Here is a 21,905-nt window from a genome sequence, read left to right as displayed (position 1 = left end):
TTGGTGCATTAAAATTAGGGACATATTAAAAAAGGAAGCAAAAATCCTTTACAGATCAAAGCCATGGCCGCCATTTTCAGGTTGACGTCTTGGCCAGTGACGGCCGCCCGGCACGCGCTTTCGCCACCCTGCGTGGCGTGGACTGTTGCAAAGACGCCAGAAAGTCTGCATCGCCCAATGCCCAGCCATTGAGGGCACTGTCGGTGATGGCCATCTGCTCACGGTGGCTGATACCCTGCCGTACCAGCGCGGCATAGGCCTCGTCGCGCGCAAAGGGCGTGTTCCCCAGCCCCCAGTACAGGGGATGCGGGGTGATCAGCCGGTCCGAGCGCAGGCCGATGTAGTGGCCGTGGCTGGACCAGCGGAAGTCGGCGGGGTCGGTGCACAGGCCATCGCGCACCGGGTTCAGATCCAGGTACACCATGCACGGCAGCAGGTAGCGGTCGGCTTGCACCAGCGTGTTGCGATAGCGCCCCTCCCACAGGGTGCCCGAGCGGCCATGGCGCTGGTTGAAGTAGCGCACATAGCGCCGCCCCACCGCCTGCATGAGCAGCGTGAGCCCGCGCTCCATCTGCGGCGTGGCAAGCAGATGGAAATGGTTGTCCATGAGCACATAGGCATGCACCGACACCTGATGCTCACGCGCGTATTCGCACAGCAGGCCCCACATCATTTCGCGATCGGCCGCATCGAAGAAGATCGGCTGACGGTTATTGCCCCGCTGGATCACATGGTGCGGATAGCCGGGGAGCGTGAGACGGGGAAGACGGGCCATGGAAGAGCGCTTGGGGAAACATGAAATACAAATGAAAGACGGCCCGCAGATGATAGTCCTCGGGGGACGCGGGACCTTAGCCCTTCAGTCCACGCTCCGCCAATGGCGGGTCTCCCCGCGCAGAAAGGGTTGATTGCACTCCACCGCCTCTCGCAGGAAGTCCCAGAGCGCGCGCACGCGGGCACGCTCTCGAATGTCACCGGGCGCCGCGATCCAGAAGGTGCGCGTGAGGCTGATCTCGTTGCCCAGCACCGGTACCAGGTCGCCGCACGGAGCCGCCATGAAGCACGGCAGGACCGCCATGCCACGCCCCTCGCGCACGGCATTGAACTGCGCCACCACGCTGGTACTGCGCAGCGGCGTGAGCGCATCCGCGACGATCGACGACAGGTAACGCAGCTCCGGGCTGAACACCAGTTCCTCCACATAGCCGAAGAAGCGGTGGGCCAGCAGGTCGCCCACCTTCCGGATGGGCTCATGGCGCTCCAGATAGGCCGCGCTCGCATAGAGCTGCAACCGGTAGTCGGTGAGCTTGCTGCAGACCTGCCCGATGTTCTGCGGCCGCTCGATGTTGACCGCCAGGTCCGCCTCGCGCTGCGAAAGGTTGATGAAGCGAGGCACGATCAGCAGTTCCACCTCGATCGCCGGATGGCGATCGCAGAAGTGGCTCAGGTGCGGGGCGAGGAAGAAGCTGCCGAAGCCCTCGGTCGCCCCCAGTCGCACCTGCCCGGTCAGCGAATGGCTTTCCCCGCCGATATCCTCGCCCACCGACACCATGGTGCTCTCCATGCGCTCCACGTGCTCAAGCAGCCGATGGCCCGCCGTGGTGAGCACATGCCCGGCCGGGGTGCGCTCGAAGAGCCGTGCGCCCAGTTCCTTCTCCAGCCTGTGGAGCCTGCGCGTGATGGTCGAATGGTCGATGACGAGCCGCCGTGCGGCCTCCTGTGCCGACTGGGCGCGCGCCACGGCCAGGAACAGCCGCAGGTTGTCCCAGTTGATGGTGTCGATGGCCAAGGGGAATCCGATCCTCAAGTGGTGCAAATTTGCATTAAGCATATGCCAAAACACCGAATCCGTTTGCATTTGTGCTGGGATAGAGTGCCCGAAGGCGCGGCGAAGACCCGCCGCCCGGTTCATTCATAAGAAGTGATTCACAAGGAGACAGACATGAAAGCAGTTCGCAGCGCGGTAGCGCTTTCGGCCCTGACGTTGTGCCTGGGCGTGCAGGCACAGATTTCCGATGGTGTGGTCAAGATCGGTGTGCTTACCGACATGGCCGGCCCCTACTCCGGCATGGGCGGCGCGGGCTCGGTGGTCGCGGCCCGCATGGCCGTCGACGAATGCCTGAAGGCCGAGTGCAAGGGCATGAAGATCGAGGTGGTCAGCGCCGATCACCAGAACAAGGCCGACATCGCGGCCACCAAGGCCCGCGAATGGCTGGATCGCGACAAGGTCGATGCGATGGCCGACCTGACCAACTCGGCTGGCGCACTGGCGATCCAGAAGCTGATCAAGGAAAAGGGCGGCATTGCCATGTACAGCGGCCCGGCCACCACGCGCCTGACCGACGAGGACTGCGCCGAGAACGGCTTCCACTGGATGTTCGACACCTACTCCTCGGCCTCCGGCGCCGCTGCCGCGCTCACACGCGCCGGCCAGAAGAGCTGGTTCTTCGTGACGGTGGACTATGCATTCGGGCACTCGCTCGAAAAGGACGCGTCGGACATCATCAAGTCCTACGGAGGCAACGTGGTCGGCGGAGTGCGCCATCCGCTGAACGCCAGCGATTTCTCGTCATTCATCATGCAGGCGCAAAGCTCGAAGGCGCAGGTCATCGGCCTGGCCAACGGCGCGCAGGACACGGTCAACGCGATCAAGGCAGCGCGCGAATTCGGCATCACGGGCAATGGTTCGCAAAAGATCGCCTCGCTGCTGATGTTTCTCACCGACGTGCATTCGCTGGGCCTCAAGCAGGCCCAGGGCCTGATGTTCTCGGAAGGTTTCTACTGGGACATGGACGACAGGACGCGCGCGTTCGCCTCGGGCTTCGAGAAGCTGCACAAGGGCTTCAAGCCCACCATGGTGCAGGCCGGCGTGTATTCGAGCGTGCGCCACTACCTGAAGGCCGTGGCCGCCGCGAAGACCGATGACTGGAAAGCCGTCGCCCAGAAGATGCGCGAGCTGCCCATCGAAGACCCGGTGATGCGCAACGCCAGCATCCGTCCCGACGGCCGCGTGATCCATGACATGTACCTGTTCCAGGTGAAGACCCCCGCCGAATCCAGGGGCGCATGGGACTACTACAAGACCGTGAGCACCATTCCCGCCCAGATCGCCTTCAAGCCGCTCGCCCAGTCAGCCTGCCCGCTGGTGAAGAAGTGAGCGAACTCCCCGTCCTGCAACGCAACCCGAGACAGAAATCCATGAGCACACCCACCACCATCCACCATTTCATCAACGGCAAGCCCTATCCGAGCAAGAGCACACAGTGGCGCGACGTCACCAATCCGGCCACGCAGGAAGTGGTCGCGCGCGTGCCGTTCGCAACCCGCGAGGAGGTCGACCTTGCCGTCTCCAACGCACTCGAGGCCTTCCAGACCTGGCGCGAGACATCGCTTTCCGCACGCATGCGCGTGATGCTCAAGCTGCAGCACCTGATCCGCGAGAACACGGCGGAGCTCGCCGAACTCATCACACGCGAGCACGGCAAGACGCTGCCCGATGCGGAGGGCGAGGTCGGCCGCGGCCTTGAAGTGGTGGAGCATGCATGCTCGATCACCACGCTGCAGCTCGGAGAAATCGGCGAGAACGTGGCCACGGGCGTGGACGTCTACAACCTGCTGCAGCCGATCGGCGTGGGCGCAGGCATTACCGCCTTCAACTTCCCGGTGATGCTGCCCTGCTTCATGTTCCCCATGGCGATCGCCTGCGGCAACACCTTCATCCTGAAGCCCTCGGAACAGGACCCGAGCTCGACGATGCGCCTTGTCGAACTCGCCCACGAAGCGGGTGTTCCGCCCGGCGTGCTCAACGTGGTGCACGGCGGTGCCGAAGTCGCCGACATGATCTGCGATCACCCCGACATCAAGGCTCTGTCCTTCATCGGCTCCACGCATGTCGGCACGCACATCTACCGCCGCGCATCCGATGCAGGCAAGCGCGTGCAATCCATGATGGGCGCGAAGAACCACTGCGTGGTCATGCCCGACGCCCCCAAGGAGCATGCACTCAACAACCTCCTGGGCTCGGCATTCGGCGCGGCGGGCCAGCGCTGCATGGCCAATTCGGTGGCGGTGTTCGTCGGCGCGGCCAGGGAATGGCTGCCGGAACTCGTCGAAAAGTCCAGCGCCATGAAGGTCGGCCCGGGCACCGATCGAGGCGCCGACCTGGGCCCGCTGGTCAACCCCAAGGCCAAGCAGCGCGTGCTCGGCCTGATCGATGCAGGTGTCGCCCAAGGCGCCAAGCTGCTGCTCGACGGCCGCGACTGCGTGGTCAAGGGATATGAGAGCGGCAACTTCGTCGGCCCGACCGTGTTCTCGGAAGTGACCGACCAGATGGACATCTACCAGCAGGAGATCTTCGGCCCTGTGCTGAACGTCGTCTGCGTGGACACACTGGACGAGGCCATTGCCTTCATCAACCGCAATCCGAACGGCAACGGCACGTCGATCTTCACCTCGAGCGGCTGGGCGGCACGCAAGTACCAGCACGACATCAACGTGGGACAGGTGGGCATCAACGTGCCGATCCCCGTGCCGGTCGCCTACTTCAGCTTCACGGGCTCACGCGCCTCCAAGCTTGGCGACCTGGGCCCCAACGGCAAGCAGGCGGTGCAGTTCTGGACCCAGACCAAGACCGTGACGGCTCGCTGGTACGAGGAAGGCAGCCGCGCGGACGGCGTGAACACCACCATCACCATGAAGTGAGGCAGACGGCGGCAGGTGCAGGGAGCAGAGCGCATGACGGACTGCGCGCTGCTCTGCCGAATCACCCGATGACTGCGGGCTCCGAGAGGCCGAAGCGTGCGGCAAGCGCCTGCTCCAGCCCGAACTCCTTCAGGATCGCCTCAAGGCGCTCGCGCGCACTGCGCTTTTTCTGGCCGGTGTAGCGCGCCAGGATGAGTTCGTTCTTCATGCTGTGCTCCCAGCCGACCAGCTCGGTCACCGTCACCTGGTAGCCGCTGGCTTCCAGATGCAGGCAGCGCAGCACATTGGTGATCTGACTGCCCAGCTCCCGCGTGTGGATGGGATGGCGCCACAGCTCGGCGAGCGGCGTGCGCGCCAGCTGCAACGCCTTGCCCTGCCGGAGACAGGCCGCAACCTCCGCCTGACAGCAGGGCACGAGCACCATCGCGCGCGCCTTCTTCTCCAGGCCGAAGGCGATCGCATCATCGGTCGCGGTGTCGCAGGCATGCAGCGCGGTGACCATGTCGATGGTCTCGGGCATGTCGTGCGACTGTGTCGAAGCAGCAACCGAGAGGTTGAAGAATTTCATCCGGTCGAAGCCCAACTGCGCAGCGAGCTGCTGCGAGCGCTCGACCAGTTCGGCCCGCCATTCGATGCCGTAGATTTCGCCTCGTCCCAGTTCCTTGAAGAACAGGTCGTAGAGGATGAAGCCCAGATACGACTTGCCCGCCCCATGGTCGGCCAGGCTGGGGGCATGGTCGTCCGCTGCCAGTTCCTTGAGGACCGGCTCGATGAACTGATAGAGGTGATAGACCTGCTTGAGCTTGCGGCGCGAGTCCTGGTTGAGCTGGCCCTCGCGCGTGAGAATGTGCAGTTCCTTCAGCAACTCGATCGACTGCCCCGGCCGCAGCTCGGCAAGCACAGCAGCCTTGGCCGCCTCGGCCTTGCTGGCATGCGGCTTCTGCGAGCCTTCCTGGCGAGGTTGTTGCCGCCCTTTTCCTGCTGTCGCCTTCATGTCCGTGCCTTGCTGCCTGCGGCATGGGAGCAGCGCGCATGTGCGCCCACATCCAGATCGTTCCACCCCTTGCTGCCCAGCTTTTCAAGCACTTCGATGTTGCGCTCGAAAATCTCCTCGGCTTCGGGAAATGCCTCCACGGCACGATCGATGCTGTCCTCACGCAGCAGGTGCAGCGTCGGATACGGTGCGCGATTCGTGCAGTTGCTCACGTCATCGACCTGCGTTCCCTCGAACTGGAACTGCGGATGGAACGAAGCCACCTGCAGAATGCCGCCAAGATCGAGCGCATCGACAAGGTCATCGGCGAGCTCGAGAAAATCGTTGAAGTCGAGGAAATCCTCGAGGCAATCAGGCGCCATCAGCAACGTGGTATCACGCTTCTCGGGCGACATTTCGGCCAGTGCCTCGAGCTCGCGGTGCAGCTCGTCCGCCAGCGAGCGCGCATCGGTGGCGTGGCTCACCACGTAATGGATCTGGTCCTTGGCATGCACGCCCTTGGCAAACGGGCACAGGTTCAAACCGATCACGGCCCTCTCCAGCCAGCGCACGGTATCGGCAATCACCTGCGCGTCGCGCTCCGCGGTGGCGGGCTCGGGGTTGGATGTCGCGGAATGATTCTCTTCGGCCATGGTCGCATTTTCGTGGGAACTGAGGGCCGATATTCTAGGCTTGCCCTGCATTGCGACCTTGTGAAGGGTCTTCAGGTAGCCAGCAGGCGCTTCCCGGTCAGCCGCTCATGCTCCCGAACGGCGTAGCGGTCCGTCATGCCCGCAATGAAATCCGACACTACGCGCGCGCGCTTCATTTCGTCCCCGCCCATCGCCTGCGCAGCCTGTGCCGCAGGCATCTCCACGGGCTTCGCGAAATAGAGTGCAAACAGCTCATGGACCACCTGCTGCGCCAGCCCCATGGTGTGCATCACCTGTTCATGACGGTACAGCTCACGGAACAGGAACTGCTTGAGCTGCAGCGATTCGGCACGCATCGCGGGCGTGAATGCCACCATCGCCGGCTGCCTGCGCACATCGTCCACGGAGGCCGGCGCATGCGCGGCAAGAGCCCGGGATGTGGCCGCGATCACGTCATAGACCTGGTCACTGAGCATGCGCCGGATGGTCTCGTTGAGCAGGCGCCGCTGCTCGCAGGGGGCTTGCAGATGCGGGAAGGCCGCAAGTGCCTGCAGGCGATACCGCTCGAACAGCGGGACATCGCACAACTGCTCGATGCGGATCAGTCCGGAACGCACGCCGTCGTCCACGTCATGCGCGTTGTAGGCGATCTCGTCGGCCAGGTTGCACAGCTGCGCCTCGAGGCTCGGCTGCCCGCCATGAAGGAACCGCCAGCCAATCCCGCCAGGCTCGCGCTGCTCCATCAACTCCGCATTGCGGCGGGAACAGTGCTTGAGAATACCCTCACGCGTCTCGAAGGTAAGGTTGAGGCCGTCGTAGTCGGGATAGCGCTCCTCGAGCGTATCGACCACGCGCAGGCTCTGCAGGTTGTGTTCGAAGCCGCCGTAGTCCTTCATGCAGTCATTGAGCGCATCCTGGCCCGCGTGGCCGAAGGGGGTATGTCCGAGATCATGGGCCAGGCTCACCGCTTCGACGAGGTCTTCGTTGAGCCGCAGGGACCGGGCGATGGAGCGCCCCAGCTGGGCCACTTCGATGGAGTGCGTGAGCCGCGTACGGAACAGGTCGCCTTCATGGTTCAGAAAGACCTGTGTCTTGTAGACCAGCCTGCGAAAGGCCGTCGAGTGCACGATGCGGTCGCGGTCGCGCTGGAACTCGGAGCGCGTCGGCGCGCGCTCCTGGGGATGACGTCGCCCCCGACTCTGCTCGGGGTGGCATGCACAGGCAGCAAGAGAAGGGGCACTTGGCAGTGATTGCAACGCTTCGATCCTTCCCTCGCTTGACCTGCTATTGAATCCGAATCCGTCAGGTTGGCGCGCAGCAGGCGTCGATCACCTCGCGCACCAGCGCATCCGGTGCGGGCTTCACGACGGCCTTGCCTGGCCCGTCGATCAGCACGAAGCGGATCTCGCCCGCTTCGGACTTCTTGTCGACACGCATCAACTGCAGGTAACGACCGGCATTGTCCTGCTCGTCGATGACAGCCCCGCGAACGGGCAGGCCCGCCCGTTCGATCAAGGCACGCAGGCGCGCGACAAACGCGGCATCCACCATGCCCAGGCGCCTCGACAGCTCTGCCGCCATCACCATGCCCGCAGCCACGCCCTCGCCGTGCAGCCAGTTGCCGTAGCCCATGCCGGCCTCGATCGCATGGCCGAAGGTATGCCCGAAATTCAGGATCGCACGCAGGCCGCCTTCGCGTTCGTCCTGCCCCACCACCCAGGCCTTGATCTCGCAGCTGCGCTTGACGGCATGCGCCAGCGCGGCACGGTCGCGCCGAAGCAGCGCCGGCATGTTGGCCTCGAGCCAGGAGAAGAACTCCATGTCGTAGATCGGGCCATACTTGATGATTTCGCCAATACCCGCTGCGAGCTCACGCTCGGGCAGCGTATCGAGTGTTTCCAGGTCGCACACCACCAGCTGCGGCTGGTAAAACGCACCGATCATGTTCTTGCCCAGCGGATGGTTGATGGCCGTCTTGCCCCCCACCGACGAATCAACCTGGGCCAGCAAGGTGGTCGGCACCTGTACAAACGGCACACCGCGCATATAGCTGGCCGCGGCAAAGCCGGTCATGTCGCCAACCACCCCCCCTCCCAGCGCGAACAACACGGTCTTGCGATCAGCGCCGTTCTCGAGCAGGCCATCAAAGATCTTCTGCAAGGTCTGCCAGGTCTTGAACTCCTCGCCGTCGGGGAGGATCACCGTGTGGACGCGGGGATAGTACCTGCGCAGGCTGGCCTCGAGGGTTGCGGCGTATAGCGGCGCCACCACGTCGTTGGTGACGATCACCGCCATGGATGCCTTGGGGCACTGTGAGAACAGCGCTGGATCGCTCAGCAGGCCTTCTGCAATGTCGATGGGATAGGAGCGGTCACCCAGATCGATGGTGACGGAAATCTGATCGGTGCTCATGGAGACGCAGTGCGGGTGGGGTTTGAAAATCGGCGAACGCAGGCTCTAGCTTAACAAACCCTCTCACCACGCGAGCGGGCAGATACGTCCTTCAGGCTTCGAGCAGAGGCTTCTTCACCATCGACATGAAAAAAGGGCGCCTTTGACGGCGCCCTTCGATGAGGATCTACGACTTCGGTGTATTACACCGAACTACCACCAGTGGCGGTGCTGCCAGGGTTAGTGGGGCCAGTAGGGGTCTCAGGTTCTTCCTTCGGGCACTCAGGATAGTTCACCTTGAGGTCATAGCCACTCACCGTCTTGCTCGGCGCCGCAGTGAACTTGAAGCTCCAGGTGTCGGTGCCCGCAGCCGTGCCGGCCTTGCCGGAGGCTGTCACGGTCAACGCCGTACGGCCGGCCGCACGATCAAGCGTCGGCGTGCCGTCCACAATGGTAGGCGAAGTCAACTCAGAGGTGGAACGAACCGCAATCACGGTACCCGCTGGCGTTGCCAGACCCTTGGGGGTACCGATGTACAGCGTGGTGCTGCCGAACTTGCAGGCCTTGGGGTCCAGCAGAGGCAGGGTCACGCTGGTGACCAGCTTGCCCGATGCGTCATACAAGGCCGCATCGCCTACGGAAGTCACCCACACGTGCAGTGTGTCACTGATCAGCGTACCCTGGCCTGTTTGAGTGGAGAACACAACGGGAACCTTCACGCCGTCATCGGGACGTGGATTCTGCACCTGGTATTCGACCGAGCAGCCACCATTGGTCGTCGTGCAGCCGCCGCGGCCGGACGTACCCACACGGCCATAAGGAGTCTGGGCCACAACCGGCACGCCATCGGCGACAGGGTTGCCATTCTTGTCCACGATCTTCACGTTAAGGGTGGAGGAGTCGCCGGACAGATCCGCATCCAGATTGAACTTGGAAGCCGACAGGTCAAAACCCAGTTGCGTCGATACGCCCGTGGTGACGGTCAGTGTGTCGGATTGCGAACCAATATTACGGCCACGCACCGTTGCCTTGACGATCACGGAGGTCGGCTGGCTCTTGGAGTTGACAGAAGCCGTGATTTCGCCGGAGGAGTTGCTCGTTCCGGAAGTCGTGTTCAGCACGACGGCACCTGCAGGCACTACGCTGAAATCAACCACCACACCCTTGATCGGCGCGCCGCTGTTGTCCACAACGGTGAACGTGAGCAGAGCAGTTTCGGAACGGCCATTACCGCCCGCACCCGCGATCACGATCGATTGATCCGCCGGAACCGCGCCCTTGAAGTTGAGGGCTGTCGCTACAGCCTGCGGGTCCTGGATCACGGCGGCAGAGACCGACACATTCTGCTTGCCGGACAACGTCACTTCGGCGCCGGTCTTGTCAGTGATGGCTGCCTCAGCGACCAACTGTGTCGCACCCAAGGCCGTCAGCGAGGATGCCTTGAGTTCGACCTCGGCAATGCCACTCGCATTGGTCAGGGCCGTGGCGGACTCTGGGGCGAATGTGAGGATACCTGCACCACTCTCAGAGAACTTCACGATGGCATTCGCAATGCCCGCACCGGCCTTATCTTTCAAGGTGGCCTTGGCATGCACGGTCAGATCGGAGGAAGCGAAGTTACTGATGGCCGCATCCGCGCCGGCCACCGTGCCATATGCCTGAACGGTCAGGGTGCCATTAGCTCCTGGCCCCGTTCCGTCATCAGGCTTGGACGCGTTACCGCCACCTCCACCACATGCAACCAACCAGAGCAACGATGCAATCGTCGCAATTTTCCCTACTACTTTCATTTCATTCACCTTGCAAATTAACGGACGGGGCCTCGATCAGAAATCACCTTGGGGGTAATGAATACCAGTACTTCATTCTTGGTGGATTCACGCGAGCGGTTTTTGAACAGATTACCCAGCACGGGTACATCACCCAGCACGGGGATCTTGTTTTCCTGATTGGTTTCTTCCATGGTGAAAATACCACCGATCACGACGGTTCCACCGTTCTCAACAAGCACTTGCGTCTTGACGTGCTTGGTATCGATGGCGACGCCCTGCATCGTCGTCTCGCCGCGGCTGTCCTTGTTGACGTCCAGATCCAGGATGATGTTGCCTTCCGGAGTGATCTGCGGCGTCACCTCCAGCTTCAGCACAGCCTTCTTGAACGAGATGGTGGTAGCCCCGTTGGGTGCCGTCACCGAATATGGGTACTCCGTACCTTGCTCGATCAATGCCTTGGTCTGGTCAGCCGTAATGAGACGAGGGCTCGAGACAATCTTGCCTTGGCCATCCGCCTCCATCGCCGACAGTTCCAAGGTCAGGAATCGGTTGGCCGCAGAATTGAAAATCGACAATGCGAAATTCCCGAAATTAGGAACGTTCGACAACGAAGCAGGCAAATTGACAAATTGCCCTGGCGTGTATCCGGTCCCATCCACACCGGCTGCATTGGAGGCATTTCCATAGCTGGTGCCCAGTGCAACGCGGTTGCCCCCTCCAATGCTGTACCCGCCATCGCCTCCCTTGTTGGCCCGCAAGTCACCGCCACCCAGCCGAATGCCTAGGGCACGCCCGAACGTGTCACGTGCTTCGACAATGCGGGCCTCAATCAAAACTTGGCGAACCGGCACGTCCAGATTCAGGAGCAATTGGCGTACTTCCTCCAGTTTGCTGGGCGTATCCGTCACGAACAGCTGGTTGGTGCGTGGCTCTGCGATCGCATTGCCGCGTGCCGTCAGGAAGCGGTTATTGCCACCAGAACCGCCACTGCTGGTATTGGTCGTCAGTTGCGCCAGCATGTCGGCCGCCTTCGCATAATTCAACTGGAACGACTGCGTGCGCAGGGGCTCGAGCTTTTCAATCGCCAGCGCTGCCTCGAAGTCCTTCTTCGTGCGCTCGTCGATCTCGTCCTTCGGTGCAATCCACAGCACCGTTCCAGACTTGCGCATACCCAGGCCCTTGGCATCCATGATGATCTGGAGCGCCTGATCCCACGGAACGTCCTTCAGGCGCAGCGTCAACGCACCCGTCACCGTGTCGGAGGTCACGATATTGAAGTTCGTGAAGTCCGCGATCACCTGGAGCAGCGAGCGTACTTCAATGTTCTGGAAGTTCAACGACAGCTTTTCCCCCGTGAAACCCGGACCTTGCGAGAGCTTGTTCAGATCCACCTTCTTCTGGCGAACCTCGATCACGAACTGGTTGTCGCTCTGATACGCGCTGTGCGTCCAGTCACCTACGGATTCGATGACCATCTTCACGCGCTCACCGTCCTGGCTGCTGCTGATCATCTGAACGGGCGTGCCGAAGTCGGAGACATCCAAACGACGACGCAGGCCTTCAGGCAACGACGAGCGCATGAACTCGACGACCAGCGACTTGTTCTGCTGCTTGATATCCACGCCGACCTGACTGTTGGTAAGGCCGACAACGACACGTCCCGCGCCATCTGCGCCACGGCGGAAGTCCACATCCTTGAGCGGCAGAGTATCGCGATTCTGGTCTTCCGAGAACTTGGTGGCCACTGGCGCAGGCACCGAGGCATTGCCCCCCACCGCGCCCAGGATCACCAGCAGGCTGTTGCCCTGGATCTCCGTGGAATAGGTCGTTGCCTGCTTCAGGTTGATGACCACCCGCGAACGGGAGGCTCCCTGTGCAATGTTGGCCGACTTGACATTGCCTTGGTTGATCTCGATGGCATTCTTGCCCGTGCCATTGGAGACATCCGCAAAGTCCAACGCGATCCGCGCAGGAGTCTGCACGACAAAGCCCGCGGGAACTTCCGTCAGCGGTTCGGAAAGATCGATGCGTATCACCTCTGCACCGCTCTGGGTGAAACCTGTGACGGACTGGATCACCCCCCCGGCACTGGCGAGCGTCGAGCCCGCCATGGCAAACAAGGCGATGCCCGCCGTCCACAGTTTCTCTCGAAGATTATTTTTCTTGCTGATCATTGCTTTCCCTCTGGACCTTCCTGCAGGTCGAGCGTTGCCGGACGTTCGATCCAGTCACCCGTCGGGTCCTGGACAATTTCTCTCATATGAACGTTGGTTTCCGAAATCTTCGTCACAAGCCCGTAGTTCGGGCCCAGGTGATTGCCGACCCGTACCTGATACAGCAGCTTGTCCACCCTGATCAGGGCGATCGGCACACCGTTCTTGTTCATGCTGCCCACCATCTTGATGGCGTCCAGCGGATACGCCTCGAGAGGCTCCTTGCGGCGCGCAAGCTCGGGGGTAATCAACGCCGAGTTGGCGGACGCATTGTTGGAGTCCCGCTTCAACGCCTGCGTGAGACGCAGGGATGCAAAGGGGTCCTGGCCGCTGTCCGCTGAATAATCAGCAGGGAAAAACTGTTTGGGCTCGTCGATCGGAGTGATCCGCGGTTTGATCGTTGCCCGTTGCTCCGTCATCCAGGTGCGCAATTCGTCTTCGTCGTCTGACGCGCACCCTGACAAAAGCACAGAGTTCAAAGCAATCAATATCAAGAGGGTTGAGTGCTTCATTTCTTCTTCCTCGCAGCATCCGCAGCCTTCTTTTGCTCGAGGATTTCCTCTTGGTCGAGATAACGGAAGGTCTTGGCCGTGGCTTCCATGGCCAGCGTTCCCGCCTCCTTGCCGACAGGGCTGAGCGACAGATTGTTGAGTGTCACGATGCGAGAAAGATTGGCAATATCGGAAGCAAATGCACCAATGTCCGGGTAGTTGCCGGTCACTCGAACCGCGATAGGCAATTCAGCGTAGTAGTCCTTGAGAACCACCTGTCCCGGCCGGAATGTCTCGAACTGCAGGCTGCGGCCCAAACCGGCTTGGTTGATATCCGATAGCAACGCCGACATTTCAGCCTTGCTCGGCAGTTGCTTTTCAAGCTGCGTCACATATTGCTGCACCTGCTCACGCTGCTTCTTCAATGCTTCAAGACTGATCGCCTTCGTCAGCTTCTTGGTGTAGTCCTCGCGCAGCGTCAACTCCGTGGCTTGCTCTGCCTTGAGCTGATCCTCGGCATCCTGAAGCCACATATACCAACCAATACCGATCACCACCACGGCAATCATGATGCACAGAAGCAACTTGGGCAGTACGGGCCAAAGCGATGGATCCTTGGGATCCAGGTTCGAGAACTGCCTCTGCAGAGTCGTCTGAAACTGCGAGAAATCCAATTTGGGGGAGCGTTTACTTGCCATTCGCATTCCCCTTGGGCAGCTTGGCCTTTTCCGCCTTCTCCGCCTTTTCAGCGGCATCGGCTTCTTTCTTCAAATCCGAGGCCCGCATCAAACGGAAACGCATCTTGAATGACGCCACCCTGCGCACATCTTTCGGAGAAAGAGTTGCATTGGCCGCCACGATTTCCAGCAATTCAGGCTTGGCAAACCATGGGGTATTGCCGGAGATATTGCGAAGCAGTTCAGACACACGTTCCTGGGACTGCGCCATGCCATGCATCTCAACCGTCTGATCCACTTGCTTGACACTGGTGATGTAAATACCATCAGGCATCTGCGCCACCAACTCGGTCAGCAGATGCACCGGCAGATTGCGATCGGCCTGCAGATCCTCCACGGCCTTCTGGCGTGCGCGCAGTGCGGCGATCTCGCTCTCGATCGTGGCAATTTCCTTGATCTGTTCGTCAAGTTGCTTGATTTCCCGAGTCAGGAACGCATTGCGCGCCTGCTGGTTCTCGATCTGGTTCTGGAACCACCAGTACACGCCACCGGCAATGGCTGCGCCGATCAGCGCCGCCATGACCATGGTGACTTGAAACGCCTCTTTCCTGCGTTTCTTTGCAGCTTCTCTATGAGGAAGCAGGTTGATCAAAATCACTGCAGAAACCTCCGCATCGCCAATCCGCACGAAGTCAGATAGGTTGGCGCCTCTCGCACCATTTTCTTCAGACGCACCGAGCCGGCAATCTCCATGCCGTCAAAGGGATTGACCGTGGAGCATGCAAATCCAGTGCCCTTTGTCACGGCCTCGGTCAGCCCTGAAAGCGGAGCAGAACCACCGGCCAGCATGATGTGATCCACGCGGTTGTAGGGTGTGCTGGTGAAGAAGAACTGCAGCGCGCGCGCAATTTCCTGCGACAGGCTGTCCACGAAGGGGCGCTGCACCGCGGAAACATAATCCTCCGGCAGATCACCGCCGCGCTTCTTGGATTCGGCCTCTTCCTGGGAAAAGCCGTATTGGCGGACGATCAGCTGCGTGAGCTGTGCACCACCGAATGCCTGATCCCGGTCGTAGAGCACCTCGTCGTTGCGGAGTACCTGCATGCTGGTGGTCATCGCGCCAATCTCGAACAATGCAACGACGGCATCCTTGCCCTTGTTGGGCAGTGATTCGACGAGACGGTTGGCAGCCATGCGTGATGCGTTGGACTCGATGTCCACCACTACCGCCTTGAGGCCTGCGGCCTCAGCCAGTCCCTGGCGATCCTGCACCTTTTCCTTGCGCGATGCAGCAATCAGGACGTCGACGTCATCGGGCGCCGACTTGCTCTGCCCAATAACGCAGAAATCGAGGCTCACCTCGTCCAAAGAGAAAGGGATGTATTGATTTGCTTCAGATTCGACCTGAACTTCCATCTCCTGCTCGCTCAATCCGGCGGGCAGAGTGATGCGCTTGGTGATCACTGCCGACGAAGGCAGTGCCAGGGCCACGTGCTTGGTGCGCGTTCCGCTTTTCTTCACGAGACGCCGGATGGCCTCGGCCACCTCATCGAATTTTTCGATGTTGCCATCGGTGATCCACCCTCTCTCCAGTGGCTCGATGGCACAGCGCTCGAGCACCAGGTTGCCTGTCTTGTCACGGCCCAACTCCACGAGCTTGACGCTGGACGAACTGATGTCTATCCCAAGCAATGGGGCAGACTGCCGACCAAAAATAGACCCCATTGCTATCAAGATCGCCTCCCAAAATTTCTACCTATGCAGTGCAACAATACTTAACACTTCACATGAATGCTATCAGTAAGGTACTTATCCAGCAAAGAGTTTTGGCTCGCGATAGTGATCCAGCCGTTGTCAAAAGCAGACGTTCCCCCCGAGACGAGCACCCCTGCCTCCCGCAGTTGTGGTGCTACACATGATGAAACGCCGGGCAACACGACAGTTTTTATAATGCACGGCTATCCTGTGAGAGCCTATGCCGCGAACCGACACTCCTTCGACCCCCAAAAATACACCTCACCCCCACCGCTCCGTGCTGTCATGGATCACTCGCATCCTTGCTTGGCTGGTCGGTATTGCGGTAGCGGGTGTGGTGGCAGGTGCCATCGTGGTGGCCATCGGTCTGGCCATGGCCTACCCCAACCTGCCGGATATCTCGCAGTTGGCTGACTATCGCCCCAAACTGCCGCTCAGAGTCTACTCACAGGAAGGCGCTTTGCTGGGCGAGTTCGGAGAAGAACGCCGAAATTTGACTCCGATCAATGAGATTCCGGATGTCATGAAGAATGCCGTGCTGGCCATCGAGGACTCGCGCTTCTTCGAGCATGGCGGTGTGGACTACAAGGGCATGGTGCGAGCCGCTCTCGCCAACCTCGGCAAGGTCAAAAGCCAGGGCGCCTCGACCATCACCATGCAGGTGGCCCGGAATGTCTATCTGTCATCCGAAAAGACGTTCACCCGCAAGATCTACGAAATCCTGCTCACGTTCAAGCTCGAGCATCTGCTGACCAAGAACCAGATTCTCGAGATCTACATGAACCAGATCTATCTGGGCAATCGCGCCTATGGTTTTGCTGCTGCGGCCGAGACCTATTTCGGCAAGCCACTGAAATCCATCACCATCGCCGAGGCCGCGATGCTGGCCGGCCTGCCCAAGGCGCCTTCGGCCTACAACCCCATCAGCAACCCCAAGCGCGCACGCAGCCGACAGCTCTACATCATCGAGCGCATGCAGGAAAACGGCTTCATCACGGCCGCACAGGCAGCGGAAGCCAAGCAGGAGGATCTCAAGCTGCGCTCCGGCAGCGACGACACCCGCATCCACGCCGAATACGTGGCCGAGATGGTGCGCCAGATGATCTTCGCGCAGTACGGCAACGAGGCCTACACGCGCGGACTGAACGTCTACACCACGCTGAATGCCGGCGACCAGGAAACTGCCTACCTGGCCCTGCGCAAGGGCATCATGGACTATGAACGTCGCCAGCACTATCGCGGCCCCGAGCGCTTTGTCGAGCTGCCCAAGGATGCCGCCGAGGCTGAGGACGCCATCGACGACGCTCTGGCCAACCACCCCGACAACGGCAACGTGCTTGCTGCCGTCGTGCTCGAGGCATCGGCCAAGAAGGTGGTGGTGGCACGCGCGAATGGCGAGCCCATCACGATCACGGGTGACGGCCTCAAGCCGGTGCAATCCGGACTGAGCGACAAGGCACCGCCCAACATCAAGCTTCGCCGCGGGGCCATCGTGCGCGTCGTCCAGACACCCAAGCAGGGCTGGGAGATCACGCAACTGCCCGAGGTGGAGGGCGCATTCGTCTCGTCCGACCCGCGCACGGGCGCCATCAAGGCCCTGGTGGGGGGATTCGACTTCGACAAGAACAAGTTCAATCACGTCACCCAGGCATGGCGCCAGCCAGGCTCGAGCTTCAAGCCGTTCATCTACTCCGCCGCGCTGGAAAAGGGCTTTTCCCCCTCCACGGTCATCAACGATGCGCCGCTGTTCTTCAGCGCGGGTGTCACCGGTGGCCAGCCCTGGGAGCCCAAGAACTACGACGGACGCTACGACGGTCCCATGACCATGCGCACGGGACTGGCGCGCTCCAAGAATCTCGTCTCCATCCGCGTGCTGCAGGCCGTGGGGCCGAAGTTTGCCCAGAGCTGGGTGACGCGCTTCGGCTTTGATGCGGACAAGCAGCCTGCCTACCTGACGATGGCGCTGGGCGCGGGCTCGGTGACGCCCATGCAGCTCATGACGGGCTACTCGGTCTTCGCCAATGGCGGCTACCGCGTGAATCCCTACCTGATCGCCCGCGTGACGGACCACCGCGGCCATGTGATCTCGGAAGTGCAGCCTCCTTCGCTCGCCAATTCCGAGCGTGCCATCGATGCCCGCAACGCCTTCATCATGGACAGCCTGCTGCAGGAAGTCGCCCGTTCGGGCACCGCGGCCCGCGCGCAGGGCACGCTCAAGCGCCCCGACATCTATGGCAAGACAGGGACGACCAACGACGCATTCGATGCCTGGTTTGCCGGCTTCCAGCCGACGAACGTGGCCGTCACCTGGATCGGCTACGACACGCCGCGCAACCTGGGTAGCCGTGAAACCGGCGGCGGCCTGAGCCTGCCCATCTGGATCAGCTACATGGAGCGGGCACTCAAGGGCGTCCCCGTTTCGGAACCTACCGTGCCGCCTGGCCTCGTGAATGTGAGTGGTGACTGGATGTACGAGGAATATGCACGCAGCGGCGGTGTTGCCAACGTGGGACTCGACTCCGGGGGGGCTGCATCCGGCGTTGCACCGACCGCACCGCCCGCCACCGAAGAGCGCAACAAGATCCTGGATCTGTTCCGCAATTGAAACAGGCCGCCATCAGGCGGCCTTTTTTATTGAAGTACCGAGTCAACAACATTCGGCACGCAAATGAAGCGCTATACGCCTGCACTGGCATGCTCAAACGAAGCCTCCGGCTTCGACTGTTCAACCGTGCGGAGGCGCCGATACAGGGCTTGATCCTTCGTTGCGCCTCCTTGCCTACCAAAAGGTATGTCTGCGTCGGCGACGCCTCGTCTCAAACCCTGTCTCGGCGTTGTGGTGCGAGTTCCAAGCGCCTCGGTCACTTCGCAGGCTCACTGCTCAAGCAAAAGCGGAATCCACCTCCTTTCGGCAGCCCCTTGTCAAGCTTCGATCTTGAAAACGAGTGCCTGCCCTGACTGCGCGCTCGCATCGCGGCTCAGTTCTGCGAAGAACTCGCCACTCCCCTTGGTGTCGCGCCACACCTCGCCATCGAACTTGTAGTGGTAGCCACCACTCTGGGCCGCCATCCAGATTTCGTGCAGCGGCTTCTGCAGGTTGACCACGATCTGGCTGCGGTTGCTGAAGGTGATGGTCACCAACCCGCCGGAGCGCTGGCTGTCCAGGTCGGCATCCGTGTTTTCGTTGATGGTGTCGCAGCATTGTTCGATGGCCAGAAGAACTTTTTCTGCGCGATCCATGAATTCAAGGTCAGTCATTACAATTCAGATATGTTGAAGTCTTGCCAAATTCTATTCAGGACCATTGCCCTTGGCGGGATTGCGGTGGTCACTGTTGCCTGCGGGCAGCGCGGCCCGCTGTATCTGCCGACCGAGCCGGCCGCCGCACAGCGCGCCACCCTGCCGGAAACGCTGAATCCAGCCAGGAAGCCGTCCCGGGAGGCGGCCCCCGCAAGCACCGCCGAGCCCAGCCCGGCCTCCCGTTCGCAGCCATGATAGCGTGAGGCGGCAACGACACTCCTTGCCCTCGTGTCTCGCCCTGCCCCGGGTCGCGTCTTGATTTCAATCAATACGACTTATTGATATCCCGCATAAATTGCAGCTTTTGATTCAAAGCTGCTTTATGTCACTGGAACCCGTAGAACTTTACCGAGACAAGCGCCATATCTGCCTGATGTTCTCGGACCTGATCGAGGAAGATGGCGCGGCAGTTCAAGCGAATCAGTTCCTGATCGTCGACGGCGATACCGGTGCCATCCTGGATCCGGGCGGAAATCTCGCGTTCAACGAACTGTTCATGGGAATGACGAAGTACTTCCCGCCGAGCAGGCTCTCCTATCTGGTGGCCTCCCACGCCGATCCGGACATCATCGCCTCGCTGGATCGCTGGATGACCAGCACCAAGGCGCAATTGGTCATCTCGCGCATCTGGGAGCGCTTTGCACCGCATTTCACCAAGGTTGGCAAGACGGAAAACCGCGTGATCGGCGTCCCGGACCAGGGCGCACAGCTTCCCCTGGGGCAATCCGTGCTGCACCTCCTGCCCGCGCACTTCATGCATGCGGAAGGCAATTTCCACTTCTACGACCCCATCAGCAAGATTCTGTTCAGCGGCGATCTGGGCGTGTCGATGATGTCGGGCACGGAAGCTCGCGAGCCCGTGACCGATCTGCTCCCGCACATCGCGCGCATGGAAGGCTTCCACAGGCGCTACATGGTGTCCAACAAGATCTTGCGGCTGTGGACACGCATGGCCCGGCAGCTGGATGTCGCCATGATTGTTCCGCAGCATGGCGCCCCGATCAAAGGCACCCAGGCGATCAACGACTTCTACAATTGGCTGGATGGCCTCGCCTGCGGCATCGACCTGTTCGATGAACGAAGCTACCAGTTGCCCACGGGCAGGATCGACCCGGTCTCCCGCCAGTTTCGACCCTGATCCTGCCCAGCGCGCTGACTGGTTCGCCGACTATTTCGCTGCTGTCGGCAGCAGGCACTGCCGAGTCCTTCAGGCCGCCGCCTGCCGCCGGCTGCGCAGCCGCCACGCCACCCGCGCCAGCAGCAGCCCGGCCACGATGAACGCATAGACAAAGACTTCGGCAAAGTTGTTCTTGCCTGCGCGCATCCAGAAGAAATGCAGCAGTGCAAGACCAGCGCAGAGGTAGACGGCGCGGTGCAGCATCTGCCAGCGCTTGCCGCCCAGGGCCCTGACGGCCGCTTTGGGGGATGTGATCGCCAACGCGGTCAGCAGAAGGAATGCCGCGAATCCCACCAGGATGAATGGCCGCTTGGCGATGTCACGCAGCAACTCGGGAAGCTCGAACCCCATGTCGAACCAGGCATAGGAAAGCAGGTGCAGTGCCGCATAGAAGTAGGCAAACAGACCCAGCATGCGTCGCAGCCTCCCGAGCGATGGCAGCGCCAGCCATTGCCGCAGGGGCGTGACTGCCAGCACCACGCAGAGCATGCGAAGCGTCCAGTCCCCCGTGGAACGCACCAGCGCCTCGGCTGGGTTGGCGCCCAGCTGATCATTGAACGCGGCGTACAGCAACCATGAGAATGGGACAAGGCACAGCATGAAGGCCAGCGGCTTGACCCACCGGCCGCGCAGCACGGCATCCGTCGCTTGGGAAGAATTTTTCTGCATCACGAAAGAATGAATGCCGGCCCGCCGAACCTCAAGACCCCGCCCTGTCCATCAGTAGTACTTCTTGAGATCCATGCCGGCATACAGCTGGCCGACCTGCGCCTCGTAGCCGTTGAACATCAGCGTCTTGCGCTTGCGGGCGAACAGGCCGTCTTCACCGATGCGCCGCTCCGTGGCCTGGCTCCAGCGCGGATGGTCCACATCGGGATTCACGTTGGAGTAAAAGCCGTACTCATTCTTCGCGGCCTTGTTCCAGGCCGTGCCCGGCTCCTTGTCGGTGAGCACGATCTTGACGATGCTCTTGGCACTCTTGAAGCCGTACTTCCATGGCACGACCAGGCGCACCGGCGCACCATTCTGATTCGGCAGCACCTCGCCATACATGCCGAAGGACAGCAGCGTGAGCGGATGCATCGCCTCGTCCAGCCGCAAGCCCTCCGTGTAGGGCCAGTCCAGCACGCGCGAGCCCACGAACGGCATCGTCGCCTTGTCGGCCAGCGTGACGAACTCCACATACTTTGCCGCCGCCGTCGGCTCCACACGCTTGAGCAGCTCCGACAGCGAATAGCCGATCCAGGGAATCACCATCGACCAGCCCTCCACGCAGCGCAGCCGGTAGACACGCTCCTCCTGGGCGCTGAGCTTGAGAAGCTCCTCGATGCCGAAGGTCATGGGCTTGCCGACCAGCCCCGTCACCTCCACCTTCCACGGTCGGGTACGCAAGGTTCCGGCATGGCGAGCGGGATCCGACTTGTCCGTGCCGAACTCGTAGAAGTTGTTGTAGGTGGTGGCGTCCTTGTAGGCCGTGAGCTTTTCCATCGTGGCCGCCCCGCTCACCTTCGAGCGCATGGAAGGCAGTGTGGCCAGCTTGCCCGACAGGGTATAGCCCGCGTCCCCCTGGGCGGCCTGTGCCACGCCTGGCAACAGACCCAGGGCACCGGACGCCGCCGCCCCTCCGGCCACCAGCCCCTGCATGAATTGCCGGCGCTCATAGGCCGCACGCGGTGTGATCTCCGAGGGATGAGGGTGGTTGAAACCGCTGTCGTTTGTACGAATCAACATGACTTGTGCCTCCGCATCTGTTGCGCATGGGCCCGCACCGGAGAGCACGGGCACATCACATGGAGTCAGCC

General features: G+C 61.3%; 20 protein-coding genes. 5 read left to right on the top strand and 15 right to left on the bottom strand.

Annotated features, from left to right (window positions below; genetic code table 11):
- Positions 1 to 76: 76 nt before the first annotated feature.
- Both H9K76_RS03915 and H9K76_RS03910 read right to left on the bottom strand, forming a co-directional pair.
- Complete coding sequence (locus H9K76_RS03915) at positions 77 to 775, bottom strand: transposase (protein ID WP_187598276.1); 699 nt, start codon at positions 773 to 775, stop codon at positions 77 to 79.
- A gap of 84 nt (positions 776 to 859) precedes the next feature.
- Positions 860 to 1,789 carry a LysR family transcriptional regulator gene (locus H9K76_RS03910; RefSeq protein WP_246475286.1) on the bottom strand — a complete coding sequence of 310 codons (930 nt, stop codon included), beginning with the start codon at positions 1,787 to 1,789 and terminating at the stop codon, positions 860 to 862.
- 153 nt (positions 1,790 to 1,942) lie between these two features.
- Between H9K76_RS03910 and H9K76_RS03905 the strand changes: the two genes are divergently transcribed.
- Entirely contained in the window at positions 1,943 to 3,157 is a 1,215-nt protein-coding gene (locus H9K76_RS03905) for an ABC transporter substrate-binding protein (RefSeq protein ID WP_187598274.1), read from the top strand.
- 41 nt (positions 3,158 to 3,198) lie between these two features.
- Positions 3,199 to 4,701, top strand: a complete 1,503-nt coding sequence (locus H9K76_RS03900; protein ID WP_187598273.1) for a CoA-acylating methylmalonate-semialdehyde dehydrogenase — start codon at positions 3,199 to 3,201, stop codon at positions 4,699 to 4,701.
- Between the two features lie 61 nt (positions 4,702 to 4,762).
- Here H9K76_RS03900 and H9K76_RS03895 read toward each other — a convergent pair whose 3' ends face one another.
- The 10 genes from H9K76_RS03895 to H9K76_RS03850 all read right to left on the bottom strand — a co-directional run bounded on the left by H9K76_RS03895 (position 4,763) and on the right by H9K76_RS03850 (position 15,605).
- Complete coding sequence (locus H9K76_RS03895) at positions 4,763 to 5,695, bottom strand: class I SAM-dependent methyltransferase (protein WP_187598272.1); 933 nt, start codon at positions 5,693 to 5,695, stop codon at positions 4,763 to 4,765.
- A complete protein-coding gene (locus tag H9K76_RS03890) occupies positions 5,692 to 6,327 on the bottom strand; it encodes a DUF1415 domain-containing protein (RefSeq protein WP_187598271.1) in 636 nt (211 codons plus the stop codon). The genes H9K76_RS03895 and H9K76_RS03890 overlap by 4 nt, the downstream gene beginning before the upstream one ends.
- Before the next feature lie 71 nt (positions 6,328 to 6,398).
- Positions 6,399 to 7,583 (bottom strand): deoxyguanosinetriphosphate triphosphohydrolase, encoded by a 1,185-nt coding sequence (locus H9K76_RS03885; RefSeq protein ID WP_246475284.1) that lies wholly within the window; start codon positions 7,581 to 7,583, stop codon positions 6,399 to 6,401.
- 46 nt (positions 7,584 to 7,629) lie between these two features.
- On the bottom strand, positions 7,630 to 8,739 hold the full coding sequence (gene aroB, locus H9K76_RS03880) for a 3-dehydroquinate synthase (protein WP_187598270.1): 1,110 nt from the start codon (positions 8,737 to 8,739) through the stop codon (positions 7,630 to 7,632).
- 182 nt (positions 8,740 to 8,921) lie between these two features.
- A complete protein-coding gene (locus H9K76_RS03875; protein WP_187598269.1) occupies positions 8,922 to 10,508 on the bottom strand; it encodes an Ig-like domain-containing protein in 1,587 nt (528 codons plus the stop codon).
- Between the two features lie 17 nt (positions 10,509 to 10,525).
- Positions 10,526 to 12,664 (bottom strand): type IV pilus secretin PilQ, encoded by a 2,139-nt coding sequence (locus H9K76_RS03870; protein WP_187598268.1) that lies wholly within the window; start codon positions 12,662 to 12,664, stop codon positions 10,526 to 10,528.
- Positions 12,661 to 13,215: a pilus assembly protein PilP gene (locus tag H9K76_RS03865; RefSeq protein WP_187598267.1), complete on the bottom strand. Its 555-nt coding sequence runs from the start codon at positions 13,213 to 13,215 to the stop codon at positions 12,661 to 12,663. The genes H9K76_RS03870 and H9K76_RS03865 overlap by 4 nt, the downstream gene beginning before the upstream one ends.
- The gene (locus H9K76_RS03860) at positions 13,212 to 13,892 is read right to left on the bottom strand and encodes a type IV pilus inner membrane component PilO (protein WP_187598266.1); all 681 of its coding nucleotides are present in this window, start codon (positions 13,890 to 13,892) and stop codon (positions 13,212 to 13,214) included. The genes H9K76_RS03865 and H9K76_RS03860 overlap by 4 nt, the downstream gene beginning before the upstream one ends.
- The gene (locus H9K76_RS03855; RefSeq protein ID WP_187598265.1) at positions 13,882 to 14,529 is read right to left on the bottom strand and encodes a PilN domain-containing protein; all 648 of its coding nucleotides are present in this window, start codon (positions 14,527 to 14,529) and stop codon (positions 13,882 to 13,884) included. The genes H9K76_RS03860 and H9K76_RS03855 overlap by 11 nt, the downstream gene beginning before the upstream one ends.
- Positions 14,526 to 15,605, bottom strand: a complete 1,080-nt coding sequence (locus H9K76_RS03850) for a pilus assembly protein PilM (protein WP_246475283.1) — start codon at positions 15,603 to 15,605, stop codon at positions 14,526 to 14,528. The genes H9K76_RS03855 and H9K76_RS03850 overlap by 4 nt, the downstream gene beginning before the upstream one ends.
- Before the next feature lie 241 nt (positions 15,606 to 15,846).
- On the opposite strand from H9K76_RS03850, the gene H9K76_RS03845 reads away from it, so the two are divergent.
- Positions 15,847 to 18,231: a penicillin-binding protein 1A gene (locus H9K76_RS03845; RefSeq protein ID WP_187598263.1), complete on the top strand. Its 2,385-nt coding sequence runs from the start codon at positions 15,847 to 15,849 to the stop codon at positions 18,229 to 18,231.
- A gap of 317 nt (positions 18,232 to 18,548) precedes the next feature.
- Here the strand turns inward: H9K76_RS03845 and cyaY are convergent, their stop codons facing one another.
- Positions 18,549 to 18,884, bottom strand: a complete 336-nt coding sequence (gene cyaY / locus H9K76_RS03840; RefSeq protein ID WP_187598262.1) for an iron donor protein CyaY — start codon at positions 18,882 to 18,884, stop codon at positions 18,549 to 18,551.
- A 12-nt stretch (positions 18,885 to 18,896) separates the two neighbouring features.
- On the opposite strand from cyaY, the gene lptM reads away from it, so the two are divergent.
- Both lptM and H9K76_RS03835 read left to right on the top strand, forming a co-directional pair.
- Positions 18,897 to 19,121: an LPS translocon maturation chaperone LptM gene (gene lptM / locus H9K76_RS23650; protein ID WP_223196275.1), complete on the top strand. Its 225-nt coding sequence runs from the start codon at positions 18,897 to 18,899 to the stop codon at positions 19,119 to 19,121.
- Positions 19,122 to 19,248: 127 nt separating this feature from the next.
- Positions 19,249 to 20,064 carry an oxygen-binding di-iron domain-containing protein gene (locus H9K76_RS03835; protein ID WP_187598261.1) on the top strand — a complete coding sequence of 272 codons (816 nt, stop codon included), beginning with the start codon at positions 19,249 to 19,251 and terminating at the stop codon, positions 20,062 to 20,064.
- Positions 20,065 to 20,133: 69 nt separating this feature from the next.
- Here the strand turns inward: H9K76_RS03835 and H9K76_RS03830 are convergent, their stop codons facing one another.
- Entirely contained in the window at positions 20,134 to 20,772 is a 639-nt protein-coding gene (locus tag H9K76_RS03830; protein WP_187598260.1) for a protein-methionine-sulfoxide reductase heme-binding subunit MsrQ, read from the bottom strand.
- A gap of 51 nt (positions 20,773 to 20,823) precedes the next feature.
- On the bottom strand, positions 20,824 to 21,834 hold the full coding sequence (gene msrP / locus H9K76_RS03825; protein ID WP_187598259.1) for a protein-methionine-sulfoxide reductase catalytic subunit MsrP: 1,011 nt from the start codon (positions 21,832 to 21,834) through the stop codon (positions 20,824 to 20,826).
- Positions 21,835 to 21,905 lie beyond the last annotated feature (71 nt).

This window comes from Diaphorobacter ruginosibacter, from assembly GCF_014395975.1.
In the GTDB taxonomy this organism is placed as follows: Bacteria; Pseudomonadota; Gammaproteobacteria; order Burkholderiales; family Burkholderiaceae_C; genus Diaphorobacter_A; species Diaphorobacter_A ruginosibacter.
Note: the sequence above shows the minus strand (reverse complement) of the source record. Positions and strands in the feature narration are given on the sequence as shown.

Bases quoted from the DNA above. Each gene is read 5' to 3' on its own strand.
- H9K76_RS03890 (WP_187598271.1), bottom strand. From the start codon at position 6,327: ATGGCCGAAGAGAATCATTCCGCGACATCCAACCCCGAGCCCGCCACC.
- H9K76_RS03860 (WP_187598266.1), bottom strand. From the start codon at position 13,892: ATGGCAAGTAAACGCTCCCCCAAATTGGATTTCTCGCAGTTTCAGACG.
- H9K76_RS03905 (WP_187598274.1), top strand. From the start codon at position 1,943: ATGAAAGCAGTTCGCAGCGCGGTAGCGCTTTCGGCCCTGACGTTGTGC.
- aroB (WP_187598270.1), bottom strand. From the start codon at position 8,739: ATGAGCACCGATCAGATTTCCGTCACCATCGATCTGGGTGACCGCTCC.
- lptM (WP_223196275.1), top strand. From the start codon at position 18,897: ATGTTGAAGTCTTGCCAAATTCTATTCAGGACCATTGCCCTTGGCGGG.
- H9K76_RS03915 (WP_187598276.1), bottom strand. From the start codon at position 775: ATGGCCCGTCTTCCCCGTCTCACGCTCCCCGGCTATCCGCACCATGTG.
- H9K76_RS03845 (WP_187598263.1), top strand. From the start codon at position 15,847: ATGCCGCGAACCGACACTCCTTCGACCCCCAAAAATACACCTCACCCC.
- H9K76_RS03900 (WP_187598273.1), top strand. From the start codon at position 3,199: ATGAGCACACCCACCACCATCCACCATTTCATCAACGGCAAGCCCTAT.
- H9K76_RS03870 (WP_187598268.1), bottom strand. From the start codon at position 12,664: ATGATCAGCAAGAAAAATAATCTTCGAGAGAAACTGTGGACGGCGGGC.
- H9K76_RS03895 (WP_187598272.1), bottom strand. From the start codon at position 5,695: ATGAAGGCGACAGCAGGAAAAGGGCGGCAACAACCTCGCCAGGAAGGC.
- H9K76_RS03875 (WP_187598269.1), bottom strand. From the start codon at position 10,508: ATGAAAGTAGTAGGGAAAATTGCGACGATTGCATCGTTGCTCTGGTTG.
- H9K76_RS03835 (WP_187598261.1), top strand. From the start codon at position 19,249: ATGTCACTGGAACCCGTAGAACTTTACCGAGACAAGCGCCATATCTGC.
- H9K76_RS03865 (WP_187598267.1), bottom strand. From the start codon at position 13,215: ATGAAGCACTCAACCCTCTTGATATTGATTGCTTTGAACTCTGTGCTT.
- cyaY (WP_187598262.1), bottom strand. From the start codon at position 18,884: ATGACTGACCTTGAATTCATGGATCGCGCAGAAAAAGTTCTTCTGGCC.
- H9K76_RS03830 (WP_187598260.1), bottom strand. From the start codon at position 20,772: ATGCAGAAAAATTCTTCCCAAGCGACGGATGCCGTGCTGCGCGGCCGG.
- msrP (WP_187598259.1), bottom strand. From the start codon at position 21,834: ATGTTGATTCGTACAAACGACAGCGGTTTCAACCACCCTCATCCCTCG.